We start from the raw sequence: 24440 nt of genomic DNA, 5'->3' as shown, positions 1-24440 counted from the left end.
TGTTAATGATAATTTAATATATTTTTTACGTAGAGATATTTATATTGAAGCGGAATTATTTTTTTTGTTATTAATAAAACATTTAGGATTTAAAATCAACTTTTTTATAACGATACTATATGTCAACAATTAGGTTTAAGGCAGTTAATAAAACATTTGATAGGAAACCATTGCCTATTGATGTAACAGGAAAACGTTCTGAGATTTTTGGAGCGAACGTTTTTAATGAATTGGTCATGAGGCAAGTAATGTCTAATGAGGCATTTAAAAGCGTGATGTCTGCAATAGAGGGCGGAATGAAGATTGACAGGAAATTGGCTGATGAAATTGCTTCTGCAATGAAAAATTGGGCAATTACCAAAGGAGCTACTCATTATACACATTGGTTTCAGCCATTAACTGGAGCAACAGCAGAAAAGCACGATTCTTTCTTTGAACCTATAAATAATTCTCAAGCTGTAGAGAAATTTGGTGGACACCAATTAGTACAGCAGGAACCAGATGCCTCTAGTTTTCCTCATGGGGGGATTAGAAATACCTTTGAAGCTCGAGGATATACCGCTTGGGATCCAACATCTCCAGCCTTTGTTTATGGTACAACTTTGTGTATTCCTACTGTTTTTGTGTCGTATACAGGGGAAGCTTTAGATAATAAAGCGCCACTTTTAAGGGCTTTGCAAGCAGTAGATAATGCTGCTACAGAAGTAGCTCGTTATTTTGATAAAAGTGTCTCTAAAGTGAATGCTACTTTGGGTTGGGAGCAGGAGTATTTCTTAATCGATAAGGCATTGGCATATTCTCGACCAGATATTGTTTTGGCAGGAAGGACTCTTTTAGGTCATTCGCCAGCAAAAGGACAACAGTTAGACGATCATTATTTTGGCTCTATTCCAGATAGGGTTCTTAATTTTATGAGAGAATTGGAAAATGATTGTGTGAAATTGGGAATCCCAGTAAAAACGCGTCATAATGAAGTTGCTCCAAATCAATTCGAATTAGCGCCGCTTTTTGAAGAGGCTAATTTAGCGGTAGATCATAATTCATTATTAATGGATTTGATGGATAAAACTGCTGATAAACATAATTTTAAAGTCCTTTTCCATGAAAAACCTTTTGTAGGTGTAAATGGCTCTGGAAAGCATAATAACTGGTCTTTAGCAACAAATAATGGAACTAATCTTTTAAGTCCAGGAACTACACCAACAAAGAACCTTCAGTTTTTAACCTTTTTTATAAATACAATTAAGGCGGTGCATGATAATGAAGACCTCATTCGTGCTTCTGTTGCCTCTGCCACTAACGATCATCGTTTGGGGGCTGGCGAGGCACCTCCATCTGTGATTTCAGTTTTTATTGGTTCACAATTAACGAAGGTTTTAGATGAGTTAGAAGACGTTTCTAAAGGGAAACTTTCTCCTCAAGAAAAAACAGATTTAAAGTTAAATGTAGTAGGGAAAATTCCAGAGATACTTTTAGATAATACAGATAGAAATAGAACTTCTTCTTTTGCTTTCACGGGGAATAAATTTGAATTTAGAGCTGTAGGTTCTAAATCGAATTGCGCTAAGCCAATGACTGTTTTAAATACAATTGTTGCTAAGCAGTTAAAAGAATTTAAAAATGAAGTTGATGAGTTGATAGAAAAGAAGAACCTTAAAAAGGATGAAGCTATTTTTAATGTATTGAGAGAATATATTAAAGCTTCAAAAAAGATTCGTTTTGAGGGAGATGGATATAGCTTGGCATGGGAAAAGGAGGCTGAGAAACGCGGACTTAGTAATAGTAAGAATACGCCTCAGGCATTAAAAGCTGTCGTTTCAAAAAAGGCAATCGATCTTTATGAAGAAATGGGAGTGATGAACTCTGTGGAAATAATAGCTCGCCAAGAGATAGAATTAGAGGAATATGCACACAAAATCCAAATAGAAGGGCGTGTATTGGGAGATATTGCAAGAAATCATGTAATTCCAACAGCTATTAAATATCAAAATACATTAATTCAGAATGTAAAAGGACTAAAAGAAGTCTTTGGAAGTGACTTTAAAAAGCTTGCGCCTGAGCAAATAGATCTTATTGAAGAGATTTCGAATCATATTTCTGAAATAAATTCGAAAGTAAAATTTATGATCGAAGAGCGTAAGAGTGCTAATAAATTAGAAAAAGCGCAGTTAAAAGCAGAAGCGTATTGTAATAAGGTGTTGCCTTATTTTGAGCAAATCCGTTACCATTGTGATAAGTTAGAGCTTTTAGTAGATGATAATATCTGGCCGCTCACAAAATATAGAGAGTTACTTTTTACTAAATAAGAGGCGCTTAGCTTTTGTAAAATAACTAAAATTAATATTCTAAGAAATAAGCATACAACTTTTGTTTGTGTGCTTTTTATTTATGGCTATTTTTGCACAAAACATTGGTACATGAGTTCAGAGATAAGCAAAAGGTATGCACAAAGAGGTGTTTCGGCATCAAAAGAAGATGTTCATAACGCTATAAAAAATGTAGATAAAGGATTGTTTCCAAAAGCCTTTTGTAAAATCGTACCCGATCATCTTACTGGGAGCGAGGATCACTGTATAATAATGCATGCTGATGGAGCTGGTACAAAATCGTCTTTAGCATATATGTATTGGAAGGAAACTGGAGATGTTTCCGTGTGGAAAGGGATTGCTCAAGATGCATTGATAATGAATTTAGATGATCTTCTTTGTGTGGGAGCAACTCAAAATATTATGCTTTCATCTACTATCGGAAGAAATAAAAACGTAATTCCTGGAGAAGTAATTTCAGCAATTATTAATGGAACTGAAGAATTGATTGCTGAGCTTAAAAAGTTTGGTGTAGAAATTCATTCTACAGGAGGTGAAACTGCCGATGTTGGAGATTTAGTGCGTACCATTATTGTAGATTCTACTGTAACTGCTCGTATGAAGCGTAGCGATGTTATTGATAATGCAAATATAAAACCAGGAAATGTAATTGTTGGTTTGGCTTCTTTTGGTCAAGCAACTTACGAGACCGAATATAACGGAGGAATGGGGAGTAACGGACTTACTTCTGCACGTCATGACGTTTTCGAAAAGTATTTAGCTGAAAAATTCCCTGAGAGTTTTGATCATGCGGTACCTTCAGATTTGGTATATTCTGGAAATGTAAAGTTAACTGATGCAGTGGAAAATTCTCCAATCGATGCTGGGAAGTTGGTGCTTTCTCCAACAAGAACCTATGCGCCGATTATTCAGAAGTTACTTTCAAAATATTCTTCAGAAGAGATAAACGGAATGGTTCATTGTAGTGGAGGTGCGCAAACAAAAGTACTTCACTTTGTAGATAATGTTCATGTAGTAAAAGATAATTTATTTGAAGTGCCACCACTTTTTAAATTGATACAAGAACAGTCTAAAACTTCATGGAAGGAAATGTATCAAGTGTTTAATTGTGGGCACCGTATGGAACTTTATCTAGATGAGCGTGTTGCTCAAGATATTATAGAAGTTTCAAAATCTTTCAATGTAGATGCTCAGATTATTGGTCGCGTTGAAGCATCAGAAAGTAAAAAACTTACAATTACTAGTGAATACGGAACTTTTGAATATTAATATTTAGTCGGATATCTTTATTTGTTGCTGAAGTAGTTTCAGGATGTATTTAGTTTTTAATTCATTTGAAAACTAATAGACATTTATTGTGAAAGTTTTATTTCGCATGAAAAATTTATAAATCCGTATCTATAGTTTTTGTTCGGCAAGTATTGAGATCTATTTAGCTTTATATTGTGTTTTGTTTTTAATGGCAAAATCCATCAGAAATCAATAATTTTTACTACAAAAGTTTAAAAAATTCTTATTCAGAAAAGACCTCCAATAAATTAATAAAAACAACTTACTTTTTCAGGATTATTCTTGTTAAAAGATCATAAGTTGTGAACTTTTTGTTGTTAGTAATTTATTAAGCAACTAACAATCAATCGTTTATCGTTTATTTCTTGTTCACTTTTTAAAAATAATTTTAATTTATATTTTAATTTTGGTTAGCTTTGCGCCATTACTTATCCATATTAAATCATCAAAAAAAATGCAGAAAATCGAAACTTCTAACGTAAAAAAGACATATACTCAAGAAGAGGCAATTAAAGCGTCCTTGGAGTATTTTAAAGGGGATGACTTAGCGGCTACAGTTTGGGTTAATAAATATGCCTTAAAAGACTCGCAAGGGAATATCTATGAGTCTACTCCAAATGATATGCATGCGAGAATTGCAAAGGAGATTGCGAGAATAGAGAAGAAATATCCAAACTCTTTGACAGAAGAGGAGGTTTTTGATTTAATCAAAGATTTTAAATATATCGTTCCTCAGGGAAGTCCGATGGCTGGAATTGGGAATCCATACCAAGTAGGTTCTTTATCAAATTGTTTTGTAATTGGTAATGAAGGGAATTCGGATTCTTATGGAGGAGTTATGAAAATAGACCAAGAACAGGTGCAATTGATGAAGCGCCGAGGAGGAGTAGGTCACGATTTATCTCATATCCGTCCAAAGGGTTCTGATGTTAAAAATTCTGCATTAACATCTACTGGAATAGTACCTTTTATGGAGCGTTATTCTAATTCTACAAGAGAGGTAGCTCAAGATGGTCGTCGAGGAGCTTTGATGCTTTCTGTTTCTATAAACCATCCAGATGCCGAAGATTTTATAGATGCTAAAATGGAGCAAGGTAAAGTTACTGGAGCGAATGTTTCCGTAAGAATAGATGATGATTTTATGAAATCTGTAGAGGCAGAATCTATTTACACACAGAAATATCCAGTACAGAGTGAAAATCCTAAAGTAACAAAGGAGATTGAAGCTTCTAAACTTTGGAGCAAAATAGTACACAATGCATGGAAATCTGCGGAGCCAGGAATTTTATTCTGGGACACTATTTCTAGAGAGTCTGTGCCAGATTGTTATGCAGATTTAGGGTATAAAACTGTTTCTACAAATCCATGTGGTGAGATTCCTCTTTGTCCTTATGACTCTTGTCGTCTTTTGGCGATCAACTTATATTCTTACGTAGAGAATCCTTTTACAGATAAGGCAAGTTTTAACTTCGAATTATTTAAAAAACATGTTGCTTATGCACAGCGTATAATGGATGATATTATTGATTTGGAGTTAGAAAAGATCGATAATATTTTAGCTAAAATTGAAGCTGATCCAGAGAGTGATGAGGTTAAATTGGTAGAAAAAAACTTATGGCTTAATATCCGTAAAAAAGCTTACGAAGGAAGAAGAACAGGAGTTGGGATTACTGCTGAAGGGGATATGTTGGCAGCACTTGGTTTTAGATATGGAACAGAAAAAGCAAATGAATTTTCTATCGAAGTGCATAAAACAATAGCTTTATCAGCGTATCGTGCATCTGTAGAAATGGCAAAAGAGCGTGGTGCTTTTAGCATTTTTGATGCAGACAGAGAAAAAGACAATCCTTTTATCCTTCGTTTAAAAGAAGCAGACGATAAGTTGTATTACGAAATGCTAGAATACGGACGTAGAAATATAGCGTTGCTAACGATTGCTCCAACTGGAACTACTAGTTTGATGACGCAAACAACTTCTGGAATCGAACCTGTTTTCCTTCCTGTATATAAAAGAAGAAGAAAAGTAAATCCTAATGATAAAAATGTGCGTGTTGATTTTACGGATGAACTAGGAGATGCTTGGGAAGAATATGTAGTTTTTCATCACCGTTTTAAAGAATGGATGACCGTTCAAGGTATTGACACTACAAAAAATTATAGTCAGCAAGAAATAGACGAGTTAATAAAAAAATCACCTTACTATAAAGCAACTTCCAATGACGTAGATTGGATGAGTAAAGTACAATTACAAGGGGCTGTGCAAAAATGGATCGATCACTCTATTAGTGTGACAATCAACTTGCCGAATGATGCTACAGAAGAATTAGTAGGACAACTGTACTTAGAAGCATGGAAAGTAGGATGTAAAGGGGTTACAGTATATCGTGACGGTTCTCGTAGTGGCGTTTTAATCTCTAATGATGAAAAGAAAGAGGAAGAAACTTCAGAAAAGAAAGAACTAACAACAAAACGTCCTCAAGTTTTACAAGCGGATGTAGTACGTTTTCAGAATAGTAAGGAGAAGTGGATCGCTTTTATCGGTTTAATCGATGGAATGCCTTATGAGATATTTACGGGTCTTGCAGATGATGAAGATGGAATATTAATTCCGCGTTGGGTTGAAGATGGTGTAATTATAAAAAATAGAAATGAAGACGGAACTTCGCGTTACGATTTTCAATATCAGAATAAGAGAGGATATAAAACTACAATTGAAGGGTTGTCGCATAAATTTAATCCTGAATTCTGGAATTATGCTAAATTAATTTCTAGTACACTTCGCCATGGAATGGAAATAGATAGAGTTGTAAACTTAATTAATAGCTTACAATTGGATTCTGAATCTATAAACACATGGAAAAATGGTGTAGCAAGAGCTTTAAAGCGTTTTGTAGTTGATGGAACAGCAGCAAAAGGGCAGAAGTGTAGCAATTGCGAAGGAAGTAATTTAGTGTACCAAGAAGGATGCTTAACATGTAAAGATTGTGGTTCTTCTAAATGCGGATAGATCTTTAAGACTCTAGTAATATTTTACACAAAACCTCGAAGTTTACTTATTTAAGTATCTTTCGAGGTTTTTTCTTTCTTGATATGTTTTAGTTTCCTGTTAATTATAATTTGAAGGAATAGCCTCCAAAAAGTGTTTCCATTTTATGGAATGTATATATTATCGTATCAGTAACTATTATTTTCATATAAATTACTGTTGAGAAAAATTTCTTTGTCTTGTGTGTTTTTATTAATTATATTTATAATAAGTTAGGCATGAATGCTTTACGGGTAAAAAGTTCTTCAGTAAAAAAAGGAGGTTCTTTTAAGTAGTGAGTATATATCGAATATTATGTTGAGCGTATAATTGTTTTTTCTATGCTTTAAAAACATGAGTTTATAAAATGATGTAGTCATATTATAATACGATAAAAATCAATCTTCTAATATGACATTTGTCAGCATGTATTAGAATATTATTGATGACTTTTGTTTAACAGTTGGATGTTAAATTTAATTTTTGAGTTCTGATTAATAAACTTGATAATTTATAACTAGTGAATCTCCGAAAAAACATATTACCAAACAGAAAATCTAGATGGCGAACGATCGCTGTGTTTTTAATTGCTGTAATTACAGGTTTGGGTTTATTTATGGCAAAAGAAGCGGAACTAGTATCTTATATGTCCGATGATCCTTTGGCGTGTGTAAATTGCCATGTTATGACGCCTGTATACAATAGTTGGATGCATAGCTCTCACAGGGAGTGGGCTTCTTGTAACGATTGCCACGTACCTCACAATAATGTTCTCAATAAATATTATTTTAAAGCTAAAGATGGATTGTTTCATGCTTCTGTTTTTACACTTAGAGCAGAACCTGAAGTTATGTTTATGCGAGAGGAGTCTCAAGAAGTGGTTCAAAATAACTGTATCCGCTGTCATGTACAGCAAGTTACGCAAACTAAGTACGAGGGGTATATTGCAGACCATGTACAGAATAGAACAGATAGAAAATGTTGGACATGTCATCAAGAGGTGCCTCATGGTACAGTTCATGGTATTTCAACGATCAAAAATAATATTGCACCAATTCCTACAGACACAGAAGAGGCAGTGATTCCTCTGTGGTTACAGGATGAAATGGAAACCAAGTAGATTTTTTAAAATAGTAATTCTTCGAGACATGAAAAATAGGGTTTTATTTATTGTTACAGTAGTAGTAGTATTTCTACTAGGGCTATTAGCATCCAGTATTGTTAATAGGAAAAATGAGGCTAAATATAAATATGTTCCTCAAGTGGATATTGGCGAAAATGAGCCTCGAAATTCAGAATGGGGAAAAAATTATCCTGCAGAATATCAGTCGTTTTTGCAAACGGCAGATACTAGCTTTGTGTCTTATCAAGGTGGATCTGCAATGCGAGATATGCTTGAAGAAGATACGAACTTGGTTGTGCTTTGGGCTGGTTATGGTTTTTCTAAAGACTATAATCAGGGGAGAGGACATCAACATGCTATTGAAGATATCCAAAATATATTGAGAACAGGTGGGCCAAAAGGTAAAGGAGATGGTCCGATGCCAGCAACATGTTGGACCTGTAAAGGGCCAGATGTTCCTCGATTAATGAATGAAAAGGGTGTGGCTGAATTTTATGCTGGTAAATGGGCAGACAAAGGAGAAGAAATTGTAAATCCTATTGGTTGTGCTGATTGTCATGACTCTGAAACGATGAAATTGACAATAACGCGTCCGGCACTTGTAGAGGCTTTTGATGCAATGGGAAAAGATATTAATAATGCAACGCATCAAGAAATGCGCTCTTTAGTATGTGCACAATGTCATGTTGAATATTATTTTGATAAAGATTTACCTGGTAAAGAAGGTGTTCCATATTTAAAATTCCCTTGGGATAATGGGATGACAGTGGAGGCAATGGAGAGATATTATGATTCTATAGGTTTTAAAGATTGGACTCATAAACTTAGTCGCGCACCAATGTTGAAAGCACAGCACCCAGGTTATGAAACTTATGTAACGGGAGTGCATGCAGATAGAGGTGTGTCTTGTGCAGATTGCCATATGCCATATAAAAGTGAAGGGGGACAAAAATTTACAGATCACCACATACAATCGCCTTTAAATAATGTATCAAATGCGTGTCAGGTATGTCACAGAGAAGATGCAGATAAGTTGAAATTGAACGTTTACGAACGTCAAATGAAAACAGCTGAAAACAGATTAAAGTTAGAGCGTTTCTTAGTTAAAGCTCATGTGGAAGCAAAAAAAGCATGGGATTTAGGAGCTACAGAAGAGCAAATGGAAGATATTCTTATGGATATCCGTCATGCACAATGGCGTTGGGATTATGCGGCTGCATCGCATGGAGCTTCATTTCACTCTCCAGTAGAAACAGCTAGAGTTTTAGGTAGTGGTTTTACGATAATTCAAGAAGGACGTGTTAAATTAGCTCGTTTATTAGCTGAATTAGGATATAATGAACCTGTAGATATGCCAGATATTTCTAGTAAAGAAAAAGCTCAAGAATATATAGGCTTAGATATGGATGCTCTTAGAAAAGAGAAAGAAGAGTTTAAAGAAAATTTAATTCCAAAGTGGTTAGAAGCAGCAAAAGAAAGAGAATCTAAATACGGTACAAAATCGGTTTCTTTAAACGAATAAGATAAATTTAATAGTAGTTTTTATAACTTAGTAAAGATAGTTTTTGATGATTTTAAAAGTCGCAAAAGCTATCTTTTTTTGAATAGTATTTATATGCAGAAATTATACAAGTTTTTATCATCAGCACGTTTGGCATTGGTCTTATTGTTGACTTTTGCAATTTCTATGGCTGTTGCCACCTTTGTAGAAAATGATTATGGTACAAAAACAGCCTGGATAATTATCTACGATTCTTGGTGGTTTGAGGTTGTTATGCTGGGATTGTCACTTTGTTTTATTGCGAATATTTTTAAATACAAATTATTCAGAAGAGAAAAATGGGCTATACTTTTATTTCATTTAGCCTTTATAATAATCGTTTTAGGGGCGGCTATTACTAGATATACTTCTTATGGAGGTGTTATGAGAATAAGAGAAGGGCAATCTTCAAATGTTGTAATATCCGATACTAATTTCTTAACTGCTACAATAACAGATGGCAATACATCAACCAAAATAAAAGAGAAGATATCCTTTTCATCTATTAAAGACAATGATTTCTCTTTGGAGGCAGACTTTAACGGTAATCCAGTTGTTATTTCTTACCAAGATTATATTCCAGATGCAATAGCTGAGGTTGTGGAGGAGGAAGGGAATGGAGAGCCACTTTTAGAAATGGTAGTTACAGAAGGGAAAGGTAGAAATACAATATATCTTAAAAAAGGAGAGATAGAGAGGATTGGAGAACACCAACATGAAATTGGTTTTAATTCTGATAAAGAGGGCATCATTAATGTTATTGAAGAAGATGGAGCTTTTAGAATCAAAGCGCCGCATGATCTTGATTTTTTTAGAATGTCTACCCAGCAAGCAGGAAAATTAGTAAAAGATAGTTTGCATGATATCACATTACGTACTTTATATAGACACGGAGATATTTCTTTTGTGCCTCTAACATACTATCAAAATGGAGTTTTTAAATTAAAGAGTGAGTCAGAAGAGAGTATAGAAAATGATAGTGTAAAGGACGATGCCTTAATGGTAAATGTGTCTGTTAATGGTAAAGAAAAGTCTTTAAACATATTATATCGAGAAGGTTTTTTACCTACACATCATGAAGTAGAAATTGATGGTTTACGAGTAATTTTATCCTATGGCGCAGGAGCTATTCAGACTCCTTTTGCAATTCAGCTTAATGATTTTCAGTTAGAGCGTTATCCGGGGTCTTCAAGTCCTTCTGCTTATGCGAGTGAGGTGACTATTTTAGATGAAGGGAAAAAGGTGCCATATAAAATCTTCATGAATAATGTGTTGGATTATAAAGGATATCGTTTCTTTCAAGCAAGTTATGATACAGATGAAAAGGGCACTGTGCTTTCTGTAAATCATGACATGGTAGGAACATGGGTTACTTATTTGGGTTACCTTTTAATGACTGTCGGAATGTTTTTTACGCTCTTTAGTAAAGGCGCTCGCTTTCATTTAATTAATAAAAAGCTAAAGAAGCTCAAGAAAAAGCATGTTGCCATTCTAGTGTTACTTTTTACTATGCAGGCTTCTTTTTCACAGCAAATAAATGATTCTTTAGAAACACATGTTGAAAAATTAATTGAGTCTCAAGAGATAGATAGAGCGCATGCCGATTATTTTGGAAGGATTTTAGTTCAAGATCTCGATGGAAGGATAAAGCCTGTAAATACATTGGCTTCAGAGTTTCTTAGAAAAATTTCAGGGAAAGCTACTTTCACGTATCAATTAGAGAGCGGAAAAGTATCTTATGATCCTAATCAGGCTTTTTTAGCAATGCATATGTCACCGAGGTTGTGGCGCGAGATCCCTATCATTAAAGCGGATTTCAAAAAGACGGGAGATTTGTTTGATGATGTTGTTGTAGGGAAGAATGGATTGATGCCTTTTCAGAGTTTATTAGATGCAGATGGAGGTTATATTTTATCGAGTGAAGTAGAAGCTGCAAATAAGAAAAAACCGGCAGAGCGAAATGAGTTTGATAAAGAGATTTTAAAGATTGATGAGCGCTTTAATATCTTATATAATTTATTTGAAGGTAATTATTTTAAAATTTTCCCTAATAAGAACGATACTAATAATACTTGGTTTAGTTATAACCATGATTTTAATGACTTCCCAGAAGAAGATGCAGCATTTGCTAGGAGTATTATCCCAGCTTATTTTAATGATATCGCTAAAGATGATTACAATAGCGCGCACGAAAAATTGATGTACATTAAAAAATATCAAGAAGTGTTGGGAGAAAAGATTATTCCTACTCCAGAGCGGATAGAAGCTGAGATTTGGTATAACAAAATGAATATTAACTTTTGGCTGTTTCAAGTGTTTTTTACAGTCGGATTTCTTCTGCTAGTTGTGGCGATAGTTAGGATGTTTGTAAAAAACAAAGCCTTAGAATTTTTCAATAATGCATTGATAATAATCACGCTGATTTCATTTTTGTGTTTTACAGGGAATTTAATTTTACGCTGGTATGTAGCGCAACATGCTCCATGGAGTAACGGTTATGAAATGTTAGTTTTTGTAGCTTGGGTTTTACTATTTTCAGGTTTAATGTCTTTTAGAAAGTCTGATTTTGCATTGCCACTTTCTACATTATTTTCAGGAGCATTGTTATTTGTGAGTTATTTAGATTGGTTGAATCCAGAGATAACTAATTTAATGCCTGTTTTAAAATCATATTGGTTAAAAGTGCATGTAGCAACAATTGTAAGTAGTTATGCCCCGCTGGCATTATCTGCTGTTTTGGGATTGATGGCTTTATTACTTCTGATTTTTAAGACTCCTAAGAATAAAAATATAATAGATGTTAAGATAAAAGAGCTAAGTTATATTAATGAAATAGCGATGACAATAGGTTTATTTGTCTTGGCCGTAGGAACTTTTTTGGGAGGCGTATGGGCTAACGAATCTTGGGGGCGTTATTGGGCTTGGGATCCTAAAGAAACATGGGCGCTAATAAGTATAATTGTGTATGCTGTAGTTTTGCATTTAAGGTTTATTCCTAAATTGAATAATAATTTTGTTCTTAATGTAGCCAGCATGTTTGCTTTTTGGTCTATAATAATGACATCTTTTGGAGTGAATTATTACCTATCAGGATTACATAGCTATGCAGCAGGAGATCCATTGCCAATTCCTAAATTTGTTTACGTTGTAATTGCAATAATGGTTATAGTTACAGTGTTAGCTTATTTTAAGCAGAAGGCTTTTAAGAGTTATAAAAAATAGGTTTTTGGAGTAGAAAAGATCATAATATTGATAGATAATGCCTCGGATTTTACTTTTCAAGTGATTTCCGAGGTTTTTAGTTTAGTGAAATTTTAAATCCTCTTAGCTTTTAAGTATTGAATGTTACTTTTAACTTACCAAGTAATGCTCGTCAATTAAATCTTGTCTAGAATTAATACGTTTAATGCTTCCTGTTTTTAGAAGATATAAATCATCGCATAAATCAATCACGTGTTCGTATAAATGATCGGTAACAATAATTCCTTTTCGTTGTTTTTCCTCATGGATTATTTCTATTATCTTTTCGATATATAACGGAGCAATATGAGAAAAGGGTTCATCTAAAAGGACAAATTTAGCTTCAGATTTTAAAACAAGAAAAGCTTCTACAATTCTTAATTCTCCTCCAGATACTTCTTTTGGTTTCATAGATTTATAGCGATCAAAGTCTGGGAAGTATCTTGTAAAATCACTCCAATTAACATTCATCAGAAAGAATGCATTTTTTAAGCTTAGATTATTAGGAAGCATTTGGTGCTGAGGTAAATATTTTACCAAATCAGTTTTATAAAAAGCTTTACGGATAGGCTTTTTATCTATCCGAAGAAGTTTGTATTTAGGTTTTAAGCTTCCGAAAATAATTTTTAAGAGACTGCTTTTTCCACAACCATTTCGTCCTAAAACTCCAGAGACTTTTCCTATTTCACTTTTGAAATAGATGCCGTACAAGATATTTTTATCTCCATAGCTAAGTTCTATGTTGTCAATTTCCAGAATCAAAATAAAAGGCTGTAAAATGAATATATAACTAGACTAATAATGAAGTCTACAAATAACACCCCAACGAATAATCTAGTTATAGAAAGGGTGAGATTTTGATAGAAAGTAAATTTATTATCATTTCCGATTTTTGCTGAAGTTAAAAAAATGGCTCCAAAAAGCAGCGCTTTAGTAAGTAGGATAGCGGGAATTGGAAATATTAAAAACAATAAAATAAACTGTATAAAAACAGAGATTAAAAAGTAGCTTTTATAAAAGTTGAAAATTAAGAATAGCGTTCTCATCCATATAAAAGTATCATTTATTTTACTATAGTAGGCTTAATCTTAGAAAATTTTAACTGAATACTATCAAACTATAAAATCATGAAAAATAATCGTAAATTTGTAGTTCGAATTAGAGAAGAACTATGTTAGATAAATTAAATATTGTAAGACAACGTTTTGATGAGGTGTCGGATTTAATCATCCAACCAGATGTTATTGCAGATCAAAAGCGTTATGTGCAATTAAATAAAGAGTATAAAGAGCTTAATGAGCTTGTGCAAAAGCGCGATGAGTATATCGATGTTACTAGCAATATAGAGGAGGCCGAAGAGATTATTTCAGATGGAAGTGATGCTGAAATGGTTGAAATGGCAAAAATGCAGTTGGAGGAAGCCAAAGAGAGATTAGCTCCATTAGAAGAGGAAATCAAGTTTATGTTGATTCCTAAAGACCCTGAAGATGCTAAGAATGTAATGATGGAAATCCGTGCAGGTACTGGTGGAGATGAAGCAAGTATTTTTGCTGGAGATTTACATCGTATGTATACTAAATATTGCGAAAGTAGAGGTTGGAAGGTAAATGTAGTAGACTTTAATGATGGAACCTCTGGAGGATACAAAGAGATAATTTTTGAAGTAAGTGGAGAGAATGTCTACGGTACTTTAAAATTCGAATCTGGTGTTCACCGTGTACAACGTGTACCACAAACAGAAACACAAGGTCGTGTGCATACTTCAGCGGCTACAGTAATGGTGCTTCCAGAAGCAGAAGAGTTTGATGTGGAGTTGGATATGGGAGACGTTAAAATTATTAGAACTACCTCTACTGGTCCTGGTGGGCAGTCGGTAAATACAACGTATTCTGCTATTCAGTTGCAGCATTTACCAACAGGAATCGAAGTTCGTTGTCAAGATGAAAAGTCGCAGCATAAAAACTTAGAGAAAGCTATTAAAGTATTACGTTCTCGTTTATATGAGCGTGAGCTTGCTAAAAAGCAAGAAGAAGATTCTGCAAGACGTAAAAGTATGGTTTCTAGTGGAGATAGAAGTGCTAAAATTAGAACCTATAATTATCCTCAAGGGCGTGTAACCGACCATAGAATAGGATTAAACCTTTACGATTTATCTAATATTATGAATGGTGATATAGAAAAAATCGTTGAGGAGCTTAAAATGACAGAGAACACAGAGAAGCTTAAAGAAGCTAGTGAAACAATGTAATTTTAATAGTTTAAATTTTGAATTAATAATTCTAAATGTCATACTGAGCTTGTCGAAGTATGACATTTGTCGAAGTATGGCATTTTTCAGAATAATAAAGAGGTGAAAATAATTACGTAATCACTAAAACCTTTCACCTAACTCCCAACACCCAATAGAATGGAAACAAAAAAACTCATAGAACAAATAAGAAGTAAGAAATCTTTTTTATGCATCGGTTTGGATGTAGATATCAATAAAATTCCAAATCACTTGTTGCATGAAACAGATCCTATTTTTGAGTTTAACAAGGCTATAATTGATGCTACACATCATTTGGCAGTTGCATACAAGCCTAATATTGCTTTCTATGAAGCTTTTGGGATAAAAGGTTGGGAAGCGCTAAAGAAGACTATTGATTATATAAATGAGAATTACCCAGAATTATTCACAATTGCAGATGCCAAGCGTGGAGATATTGGTAATACTTCTACAATGTACGCCAAAGCTTTTTTTGAAGACATGGAGTTTGATTCGGTAACTATTGCTCCATACATGGGGAAAGATTCCGTGGAGCCTTTTTTAGCTTTTAAAGATAAGCACACCATTCTTTTAGCGCTTACTTCTAACGAAGGGGCTTTCGATTTTCAGACTTTACAAGTTGATGAGAAGCCTTTATACCAAAGAGTACTTGAGACTTCGAAAACATATAATAATTCGGAAAACCTAATGTATGTTGTCGGTGCTACAAAAGCAGAATACCTAAAAGAGATTCGTGCAATTGTACCTGAGAGCTTTTTATTGGTTCCTGGAGTTGGAGCACAAGGCGGAAGTTTAGAAGATGTTTGCAAATATGGAATGACATCAAATATAGGATTGCTAATTAATTCTTCTAGAGGGATTATCTATGCTTCAAATGATGAAGATTTTGCAGAAGTAGCTGCTAAAAAAGCTCAAGAGATGCAACAGCAGATGGCTGCTTTTTTATAAGAGTCGAATTTGATAGATCAGTTAGGGAGACATATAAATTGTAAAAAGGTTCCAAAGCGGATTATTTCTTTGGTGCCTTCACAAACCGAGTTGCTTTACGATTTGGGATTGGAAGATAGCATTGTTGGAGTTACTAAGTTTTGCGTACATCCTAAACGAGCTATTAAGGATAAAACTATTGTAGGCGGAACAAAAGACGTAAAATTCGATCTTATAAAATCGCTAAATCCAGATATCATTCTTTGTAATAAGGAAGAGAATACAAAAGAAATTGTTGCTACTTTAGAAGGGGTTACAACAGTTCATGTTTCAGATATTTATACACTTAAAGATAGTCTAGCACTTATCAATCAGTACGGAGAATTATTTTCCGTAGAGAATTCAGCAGAAGAAATAATTAGAGCTATTAATAGTGAATGGAGTAGTTTTAAATCTTTTATTAAGAATACTTCAGAAAAAAAGGTAGCCTATTTTATTTGGCGTAAACCATGGATGGTTGCCGGTTCTAATACATTTATAGATTTTCTGTTGAAAGAAAATAAGTTTACAAATGTGTTTGTAGATAAAACCCGCTATCCAGAAATATCGATTTCTGAATTGATGAATAATAAAGAGTTGGATTATATTTTATTGTCTTCAGAACCCTTTCCATTCAAACAAAAACATATCGAAGAATTGCAAAACGATCTTCCTGCGGTAAAAATTATTTTAGTTGATGGAGAATATTTTTCTTGGTATGGCTCCCGACTTAAAAGCGCATTTGCTTATTTCAAAGAATTACATACGGTTATAAATAACCATTAAAATTAGAGCAAAAAAAAAGCCGATATGTGGAAATCGGCTTTTCTAAACTAACTGCTAACTCAAACTCTGTAAGTATGAAACTCATATTGCTGATGCAAATCTCTATAAACAATGCCTAAACAATGTTAAGTAGAAATTATCTTAATATTAAGTTGCAGATACTATTGTAAATGAGTTATAAAAAGTTAAAAAAATGACTTTATAGCTTAACTGAAAATGATTGTTTTATTGTTAAAAACCATCGTTTTACGATCAATATGTAGTTTTATTCCACGTGCAAGGACAATCTTCTCTAAATCTCTCCCTTTCATCACTAAATCTTCAATGGCATGAGCATGCGTTACCCTGGTTACATCTTGTTCTATAATCGGGCCAGCATCCAATTCTTCGGTTACATAATGACTCGTAGCTCCAATTATTTTTACACCACGTTTATATGCAGAATGATAAGGTTTTGCCCCTACAAAAGCTGGTAAAAACGAATGATGGATATTTATGATTTTATGTTCGTAACGTTCAATAAGCTTTTCCGAGATTATTTGCATGTAGCGGGCAAGAACTATAAAATCGATTCCAAATTTTTCTAATAATTCTAATTGTTCTTTTTTAGCTTTCTCTTTCGTGTCTTTTGTTACGGGGATATGGTAAAACGGAATTTTAAAGCTGTCGGCTATATGTTTTAAATCAGGATGATTACTGATGATAAATGGAATTTCAACATTCATTTCGCCAGCATTATAGCGTCCTAAAATATCATATAAACAATGGTCGTATTTAGATACAAAAAGCGCCATTTTTGGTCGGTAATCATCAGTATATAATTGCCATTCCATTTCATATTTTTCAGCAATTAATTCTTCAAAAGAACTTTTAAAATTTTTTAACTGAAAAGTTTTTTCATTGAATACACTTTCAGAACGCATAAAGAAAATTCCATTCTCTCTATCAACATGTTGATCTATATAAACAATGTTCCCGTGATTTTTATGGATAAAATTGGTTACAGAGGCAATAATACCCGAAGTGTCTTTGCAGTGAATTAAAATGGTGATTTTAGCCATAGTTTTGGTGGTATGATAAAAAAGTAAAAAATAATTCTTTTTACTGTTGATTAATGCTTGTTCATAATTTCTTAGTGAAAATAAATTAAGATTATTACAAATCAAAAATAATAACGTTCAATTGGTCAGTTATCACGTTATTAATTTATTTCGCTAGTTTTTATGCATTTAGATCTTTTAGAAATAAAAATATGGCTAAATTAATCGCTAGGAATTTGTTCTGGATTGTGGATTAACTTATTCTTAAAATAAGCTCCTTTTTTATGCAAATTCTGTAAATTGCAGACATAAATAACACATCTTATTAATGATGAAGCAAACAAACCAATATAAACCTAAGAATAAAATAAGAATAGTAACTGCAGCTTCGCTCTTTGATGGGCATGATGCTACCATAAATATTATGCGTAGAATTATTCAGGCTACTGGAGTTGAGGTAATCCATTTGGGACACGATCGAAGTGTGGAAGAAGTGGTAAATACAGCTATTCAAGAAGATGCAAATGCTATTGCGCTTACTTCATACCAAGGAGGGCACAATGAGTATTTTAAATATATGCACGATTTATTAGTCGAACGAGGTGCTTCCAATATCAAAATCTTTGGTGGTGGAGGTGGTGTGATCCTTCCAGAGGAAATAAAAGAACTAATAGATTATGGAGTGTCCAAAATATATTCGCCAGATGATGGTAGAGAATTAGGACTGCAAGGAATGATTGATCATTTGGTACAGAATTCTGATTATGCAATTGATGGTTTGCCTTCTGAAGTAGATGTAAAAAAAGAACTCGAAGAGAAACATATAAATACAATAGCAAGGCTTATTACACTTGCAGAGAATAACCACGAAGAATTTTTAAGGTTATTTAATAGTATAGACACTTCCAAGAGTAAGGTTCCTGTATTAGGAATTACTGGAACTGGAGGTTCAGGAAAAAGTAGTTTGGTAGATGAGGTGGTACGTCGTTTTCTAAACGATTTTGAAGACAAAACTATTGGAATTATTTCTGTGGATCCTTCAAAAAGAAAAACGGGAGGTGCGTTATTAGGGGATCGTATTCGTATGAATGCCATTAATAATTCGCGCGTTTATATGCGTAGCCTAGCTACCCGTCAGTCTAATTTAGCACTTTCTAAGCATGTTGCAGAGGCAGTAGAAGTTTTAAAAGCTGCAAATTATGATTTAATAATTCTTGAAACTTCAGGAATCGGACAGAGTGATACAGAAATTCTAGACCATTCAGATGTATCTCTATATGTAATGACACCAGAATTTGGAGCAGCTACCCAATTAGAAAAAATTGATATGCTTGATTTTGCCGATTTGGTAGCGATCAATAAATTTGATAAGCGAGGAGCATTAGATGCGCTTAGAGATGTAAAAAAACAATACCAACGTAATCATGGGATGTGGGAAGCAAAAGCGGATGAACTTCCTGTTTTTGGAACCATTGCTGCACAGTTTAATGATCCTGGTATGAATACACTCTACAAGGAAATCATGAAATTGATTGAAGATAAGACGAGTTCTAACTTAAAATCGGAGTTTGTAATTTCTTCGGAAATGAGTGAGAAAGTATTTGTAATTCCACCAAATAGAACACGCTATTTATCGGAAATTGCAGAAAGTAATCGCGCTTACGATAAAAAGGTTGATGAACAAGTAGCGGTCGCTCAAAAGCTTTATGGAATTTACCAAACCTTGTGTAGTGTAGCAGACGCTGACCTTTCTTTGTCTAAGTATGGTGTAGATATGGAGTCTCTTAATTTAGATGAAGTAGAAAATCAAGACTTTATAAAATTATTGGTTGGGGAATTCGATCGTGTAAAACTGAATTTAGATCCTCACCATTGGGAAACAATTTTAAATTGGGATGAGAAAGTAGCAAAATATAAAGAGCCACTTTACACTTTTAAGGTTAGGAATAAAGAAATAAATATAGCAACGCATACGGAGTCATTATCACACTCTCAAATTCCAAAAGTTGCATTGCCTAAGTATAAAGCATGGGGAGATGTTTTAAGATGGGTATTGCAAGAAAATGTGCCAGGAGAATTCCCATATGCTTCAGGACTGTATCCTTTTAAAAGAACAGGTGAAGATCCTACAAGAATGTTTGCAGGAGAAGGAGGTCCAGAGCGTACAAACAGGCGTTTCCATTATGTGAGTTTAGGAATGCCAGCAAAACGTTTGTCAACTGCTTTTGACTCCGTTACTCTCTACGGAAATGATCCAGATCACCGTCCAGATATATACGGTAAAATAGGAAATGCGGGAGTTTCAATTTGCTGTTTAGATGATGCTAAGAAGTTATATTCAGGTTTCAATTTAGCAGATGCTATGACTTCTGTGAGTATGACTATTAACGGTCCAGCGCCGATGTTATTAGGATTTTTCATGAATGCGGCAATCGATCAGCAGTGTGAAATCTATATCAAAGAAAATGACTTAGAAGAGGAAGTAAATGCTAAAATAGATGCTATTTATCAGCAGAAAAATAGCGAACGTCCTAAATACAATAGTTTCTCTCGTTCTGAAGGAGCACAAGAGGAAGGGCTTCCAGAGGGTAACGACGGATTAGGATTAATGCTTTTGGGAGTTACCGGAGATATGGTACTACCAATAGAAGTATATAAGGAGATAAAAGAAAGAACTATTGCGCAGGTTCGTGGAACAGTGCAAGCAGATATATTAAAAGAAGATCAGGCGCAAAATACCTGTATTTTCTCTACTGAGTTTGCATTGCGACTTATGGGAGATGTGCAAGAGTATTTTATTGAGAATGGCGTTCGTAATTTCTACTCGGTTTCAATTTCTGGTTATCATATTGCAGAAGCTGGAGCAAATCCAATTACCCAATTGGCATTTACTTTGGCAAATGGATTTACCTATGTAGAGTATTATTTAAGTAGAGGAATGGATATCAATAAATTTGGACCGAATTTATCTTTCTTTTTCTCTAATGGAGTAGATCCAGAATATGCTGTGATAGGTCGTGTGGCACGAAAAATATGGGCAAAAGCTTTAAAAGAAAAGTATGGTGCAGATGCACGTTCTCAGATGTTAAAATACCATATTCAAACATCAGGAAGATCGTTACATGCGCAGGAGATTGATTTTAACGATATCCGAACTACACTTCAAGCTTTATACGCTATTTACGATAACTGTAATTCATTACATACAAACGCTTATGATGAGGCGATAACAACGCCAACAGAAGATTCTGTACGTCGTGCAATGGCCATTCAACTTATTATAAATAAAGAATTAGGGTTAGCTAAGAATGAAAATCCTATTCAAGGAAGTTTTATTATAGAAGAGCTTACAGACTTGGTAGAAGAAGCAGTATTAAAGGAATTTGATCGAATTACCGAGCGTGGAGGTGTTTTAGGAGCTATGGAAACCATGTATCAGCGTTCAAAAATACAAGAAGAAAGCTTATATTATGAAACTTTAAAGCATACGGGGGAATATCCAATTATTGGAGTGAACACTTTTTTAAGTAGTAAAGGGTCTCCAACTGTTATTCCTTCGGAAGTAATCCGCGCTACCGAAACGGAAAAACAATTACAAATAAGCACATTAGAAAAGCTCCATAAAGTTTATGCTAAAGAATCTACGACAGCTATTGGAGAGGTTCAACAGGCTGCAATTCATAATAAAAATGTATTTGAAGCTTTGATGGAAGCTACAAAAGTTTGTTCTCTAGGGCAAATTACGCAAGCTTTATTCGAAGTAGGTGGGCAGTACAGAAGGAATATGTAGAAAGCTATTAGAAGAGTCCTATTAATTTATTTTAGCGCTTTACACTTAATTATAACAAGAAATAAAAAACTTGGTCTTATTGAAAAGTAGACCAAGTTTTTTGTTTTTGTGAATCGATATATCGTTTTGGAGACCATTAAAATAGAGATTCAATAGTTCTAATTATGAAGAACAGTATCTACATATAAAAACCCAGTTTTTATAATTATCTTCGTTCCCAAATAGAATTGATATTGGAAATGAAGCGTATTTTAATAACAGGAGCGGCAGGGTTTTTAGGATCTCACCTTTGTGATAGGTTTATGAATGAAGGGATGTACGTAATAGGAATGGATAATCTTATAACTGGCGACCTCAGGAATATTGAACATTTGCGAAGTAGTGAGAATTTTGAATTCATTCACCACGATGTTACAAAATACATTGATATTTCTGGAGAGTTGGATTATATATTACATTTTGCATCTCCAGCTAGTCCAATCGATTATTTAAAAATACCGATCCAAACATTAAAAGTAGGAGCTTTAGGAACCCATAACCTTTTGGGACTTGCCAAAGATAAGAACGCACGAATTTTAGTTGCTTCTACTTCTGAAGTATATGGAGATCCTTTGGTGCATCCGCAAACCGAAGAATACTATGGAAACGTGAGTCCTGTTGGGCCGCGTGGAGTTTACGATGAAGCTAAGCGCTTTATGGAGTCTATTACAATGGCATATCATCGTTTTCATGGCGTAGATACCCGCATAGCAAGAATATTTAATACATATGGACCTAAAATGCGTCTCAACGACGGTCGTGTAATTCCAGCTTTTATTGGTCAGGCGCTACGTGGCGAAGACCTTACTATTTTTGGCGATGGGAGTCAGACACGATCTTTCTGTTATGTTGATGATGAGATAGAGGGAATCTACCGCCTTTTGATGAGCGATTACCATGAGCCTGTAAATATTGGTAACCCTACAGAGATTTCTATTAAAGATTTTGCTGAAGAAATTGTAAAACTCACAGGAACAAATCAGAAAATTGTATATAAACCACTTCCAAAAGACGATCCATCACAGAGAAGACCAGATATTACAAAAGCGCGAGAGATATTAAAATGGGAGCCTAAAATATCTCGTCAAGAGGGGATGGAACGCACCTATCAATATTTTAAAAATCTACCAGAAAGCGAGCTTTATAAAAAAGAACATCGCGATTTTAGTGACCGTAATAAAAAGTAGGATTAAATTACTAGTTTTAAAAATACAATAATACATCTATAACTTAGGTCTACTAAAAATATCACCTGATGTAATTGTTTATTATCATGTATAGTAATGTCTAAAATGAATAAAATAAAAGAGTTTTTAGCTAAAAATAATGGAAAAATGATAATTATCTTATTAATGCTTTCAGTTTTTGTTAATTACGATGATATTTCAACTTTTGAAGAAGTTAACAAAGGGAGTTTAAAGTATAGAACGGCAAAAGTAATAATGTATAACTTAAATAAAACAACTATAGGTTATATTCTTGGTAGAGGTTCCTTTTTGATGGTAGCATTAATTGGTTTTTATAAGATGTTCAAGAAAAAATGAACTACCAAAACGACGGCACAGAAGGCTAGGAGTATTGAAGAAATAATTATGGAGATAGTTGACTAGTGCATCATGGCTAATCATTTACATTTAGTTTTTAGGGATATTAAGGAGAAAAAGCCTGAATTATTGCTGACTTATTTTAAGAAAGTAACCAATGGAAGTTCAAACGTTAAGCATTGTCATACGATACAATCTCGTGGTAGTAGAGGGAACTCACATATCAATTTTTTAAAATCTACCTGAAAGCGAGTTTTATAAAAAGGAACATCGTGATTTTAGTGACCGTAATAAAAGTAGGATTAAACTACTAGTTTTAAAATAACACAAAAATACATCTATAACTCAGGTCTTGCTAAAAATATGACCTGAAGTAACTGTTTATTATCATGTATAGTAATGTCTAGAATGAATAAATTAAAAGATTTTTTAGCTAAAAATACTGGAAACATAATAATTATTTTATTAATGCTTTCAGGTTTTATAAACTATGATGATTTTTCAACTTTTGAAGAAGTTAATAAAGGGAGTATAAAAAGTAAAACTTTTAAAGTAATAATGTATAACTTAAATAGAACGACTATAGGTTATATTCTTGGTAGAGGTTTCTTTTTGATGATAATAATTATTGCTTTTTATAAGATGTTCAAGAAAAAATGAAAGATAGAGTATTATACATAGTAATACGAGTGATAATAAGCTCAATTTTCTTTGTTGGGTCGCTAATTATTCCTTTCAGTGCGGGTATAAAAGTGTATAACGAGAATAAAGCTAAGGAACGAGCTATTAATCAACCTGAAAGCCTAACAGAACTGACATATAGCACGCAGCAAATGAATGGGTTTAGGATAAGTTATTTAATATTCGAAACGCCTTCTTTTAGAGATTCTTATCATATAGAAAATGAAACAGAACAACAAGAAAAATTTAATGAAATATTTAAAACCGATTTATATTCAAACGAGCAATTCAAATTTAGCTTAAAAGAGCCTGATTTAAAAAATTATAAATGTTACTCATTTATCCACACCTCTAAATCAAGATATACAGATGTTTATAGTAGTGAAATACTATATCTGAAAATTAATAATACTCCTTTAATTGGGAATGAACATGAAATGAGAAAATTCATTAGGAATGGTTGGCTACGCTTTGGAGGAATAGTACTTTTTGGGACTACTTTTTGGATTTTTTCTTTTTTTATGATAAAAAGATTAATTAAGCTTTTTAAAAGTTAATTATGGCATTCTTCTTTTATAAGAAAATAATAAAGTTATCAAATGAAGAGAGTATACTTAGCAATGCTTGTTTCCATTTTATGTAGTATTTTACTGTACTCTAATGCTTTTTCAGTAGCAGGAACTTAAAAAAAAAAGCCTTTATTCGTTAATGGTAATAAAAGCTTGGAAAGTGAAATCTTTCATGATAAACACAATAAATCTATTATAAATCCAAATCAAA

16 protein-coding genes are annotated in these 24440 nt (G+C 33.6%); 14 read left to right on the top strand and 2 right to left on the bottom strand.

What is annotated here, in order from left to right:
• The first annotated feature begins 119 nt into the window (after positions 1-119).
• The 6 genes from JM658_RS15280 to ccsA all read left to right on the top strand — a co-directional run bounded on the left by JM658_RS15280 (position 120) and on the right by ccsA (position 12527).
• Entirely contained in the window at positions 120-2306 is a 2187-nt protein-coding gene (locus JM658_RS15280; RefSeq protein WP_236960261.1) for a glutamine synthetase III family protein, read from the top strand.
• Between the two features lie 111 nt (positions 2307-2417).
• Complete coding sequence (locus JM658_RS15275) at positions 2418-3596, top strand: AIR synthase related protein (protein WP_236960258.1); 1179 nt, start codon at positions 2418-2420, stop codon at positions 3594-3596.
• A 475-nt stretch (positions 3597-4071) separates the two neighbouring features.
• Complete coding sequence (locus tag JM658_RS15270) at positions 4072-6624, top strand: adenosylcobalamin-dependent ribonucleoside-diphosphate reductase (RefSeq protein ID WP_236960257.1); 2553 nt, start codon at positions 4072-4074, stop codon at positions 6622-6624.
• A gap of 538 nt (positions 6625-7162) precedes the next feature.
• Complete coding sequence (gene nrfH, locus JM658_RS15265; protein ID WP_236960255.1) at positions 7163-7762, top strand: cytochrome c nitrite reductase small subunit; 600 nt, start codon at positions 7163-7165, stop codon at positions 7760-7762.
• A gap of 28 nt (positions 7763-7790) precedes the next feature.
• The gene (gene nrfA, locus JM658_RS15260; protein WP_236960253.1) at positions 7791-9287 is read left to right on the top strand and encodes an ammonia-forming cytochrome c nitrite reductase; all 1497 of its coding nucleotides are present in this window, start codon (positions 7791-7793) and stop codon (positions 9285-9287) included.
• Between the two features lie 93 nt (positions 9288-9380).
• Positions 9381-12527, top strand: coding sequence for a cytochrome c biogenesis protein CcsA (gene ccsA, locus JM658_RS15255; RefSeq protein ID WP_236960251.1), 3147 nt, complete (start codon positions 9381-9383; stop codon positions 12525-12527).
• A gap of 129 nt (positions 12528-12656) precedes the next feature.
• Here ccsA and JM658_RS15250 read toward each other — a convergent pair whose 3' ends face one another.
• Positions 12657-13307 (bottom strand): ATP-binding cassette domain-containing protein, encoded by a 651-nt coding sequence (locus JM658_RS15250; RefSeq protein ID WP_236960243.1) that lies wholly within the window; start codon positions 13305-13307, stop codon positions 12657-12659.
• A gap of 409 nt (positions 13308-13716) precedes the next feature.
• Between JM658_RS15250 and prfA the strand changes: the two genes are divergently transcribed.
• The 3 genes from prfA to JM658_RS15235 all read left to right on the top strand — a co-directional run bounded on the left by prfA (position 13717) and on the right by JM658_RS15235 (position 16566).
• The gene (gene prfA / locus JM658_RS15245; protein ID WP_236960241.1) at positions 13717-14793 is read left to right on the top strand and encodes a peptide chain release factor 1; all 1077 of its coding nucleotides are present in this window, start codon (positions 13717-13719) and stop codon (positions 14791-14793) included.
• Positions 14794-14952: 159 nt separating this feature from the next.
• Positions 14953-15762 (top strand): orotidine-5'-phosphate decarboxylase, encoded by an 810-nt coding sequence (pyrF, locus tag JM658_RS15240; protein ID WP_236960239.1) that lies wholly within the window; start codon positions 14953-14955, stop codon positions 15760-15762.
• A gap of 9 nt (positions 15763-15771) precedes the next feature.
• A complete protein-coding gene (locus tag JM658_RS15235; protein WP_236960237.1) occupies positions 15772-16566 on the top strand; it encodes an ABC transporter substrate-binding protein in 795 nt (264 codons plus the stop codon).
• Positions 16567-16772: 206 nt separating this feature from the next.
• On the opposite strand, the gene purU is transcribed toward JM658_RS15235, so the two are convergent.
• Positions 16773-17627 carry a formyltetrahydrofolate deformylase gene (gene purU / locus JM658_RS15230; protein WP_236960234.1) on the bottom strand — a complete coding sequence of 285 codons (855 nt, stop codon included), beginning with the start codon at positions 17625-17627 and terminating at the stop codon, positions 16773-16775.
• 310 nt (positions 17628-17937) lie between these two features.
• On the opposite strand from purU, the gene JM658_RS15225 reads away from it, so the two are divergent.
• The 5 genes from JM658_RS15225 (at position 17938) to JM658_RS15205 (ending at position 24217) form a co-directional block, all read left to right on the top strand.
• Complete coding sequence (locus tag JM658_RS15225; protein ID WP_236960340.1) at positions 17938-21396, top strand: methylmalonyl-CoA mutase family protein; 3459 nt, start codon at positions 17938-17940, stop codon at positions 21394-21396.
• A 239-nt stretch (positions 21397-21635) separates the two neighbouring features.
• On the top strand, positions 21636-22622 hold the full coding sequence (locus JM658_RS15220) for a UDP-glucuronic acid decarboxylase family protein (RefSeq protein ID WP_236960232.1): 987 nt from the start codon (positions 21636-21638) through the stop codon (positions 22620-22622).
• Between the two features lie 105 nt (positions 22623-22727).
• Positions 22728-22979, top strand: coding sequence for a hypothetical protein (locus JM658_RS15215; protein ID WP_236960230.1), 252 nt, complete (start codon positions 22728-22730; stop codon positions 22977-22979).
• 408 nt (positions 22980-23387) lie between these two features.
• The gene (locus JM658_RS15210) at positions 23388-23639 is read left to right on the top strand and encodes a hypothetical protein (protein WP_236960228.1); all 252 of its coding nucleotides are present in this window, start codon (positions 23388-23390) and stop codon (positions 23637-23639) included.
• Entirely contained in the window at positions 23636-24217 is a 582-nt protein-coding gene (locus JM658_RS15205; RefSeq protein ID WP_236960226.1) for a hypothetical protein, read from the top strand. Before JM658_RS15210 ends, JM658_RS15205 begins: the two co-directional genes overlap by 4 nt.
• Positions 24218-24440: the final 223 nt, after the last annotated feature.

This window comes from Joostella atrarenae (assembly GCF_021764745.1).
GTDB classification, from domain to species: Bacteria; Bacteroidota; Bacteroidia; order Flavobacteriales; family Flavobacteriaceae; genus Galbibacter; species Galbibacter atrarenae.
Note: the sequence above shows the minus strand (reverse complement) of the source record. Positions and strands in the feature narration are given on the sequence as shown.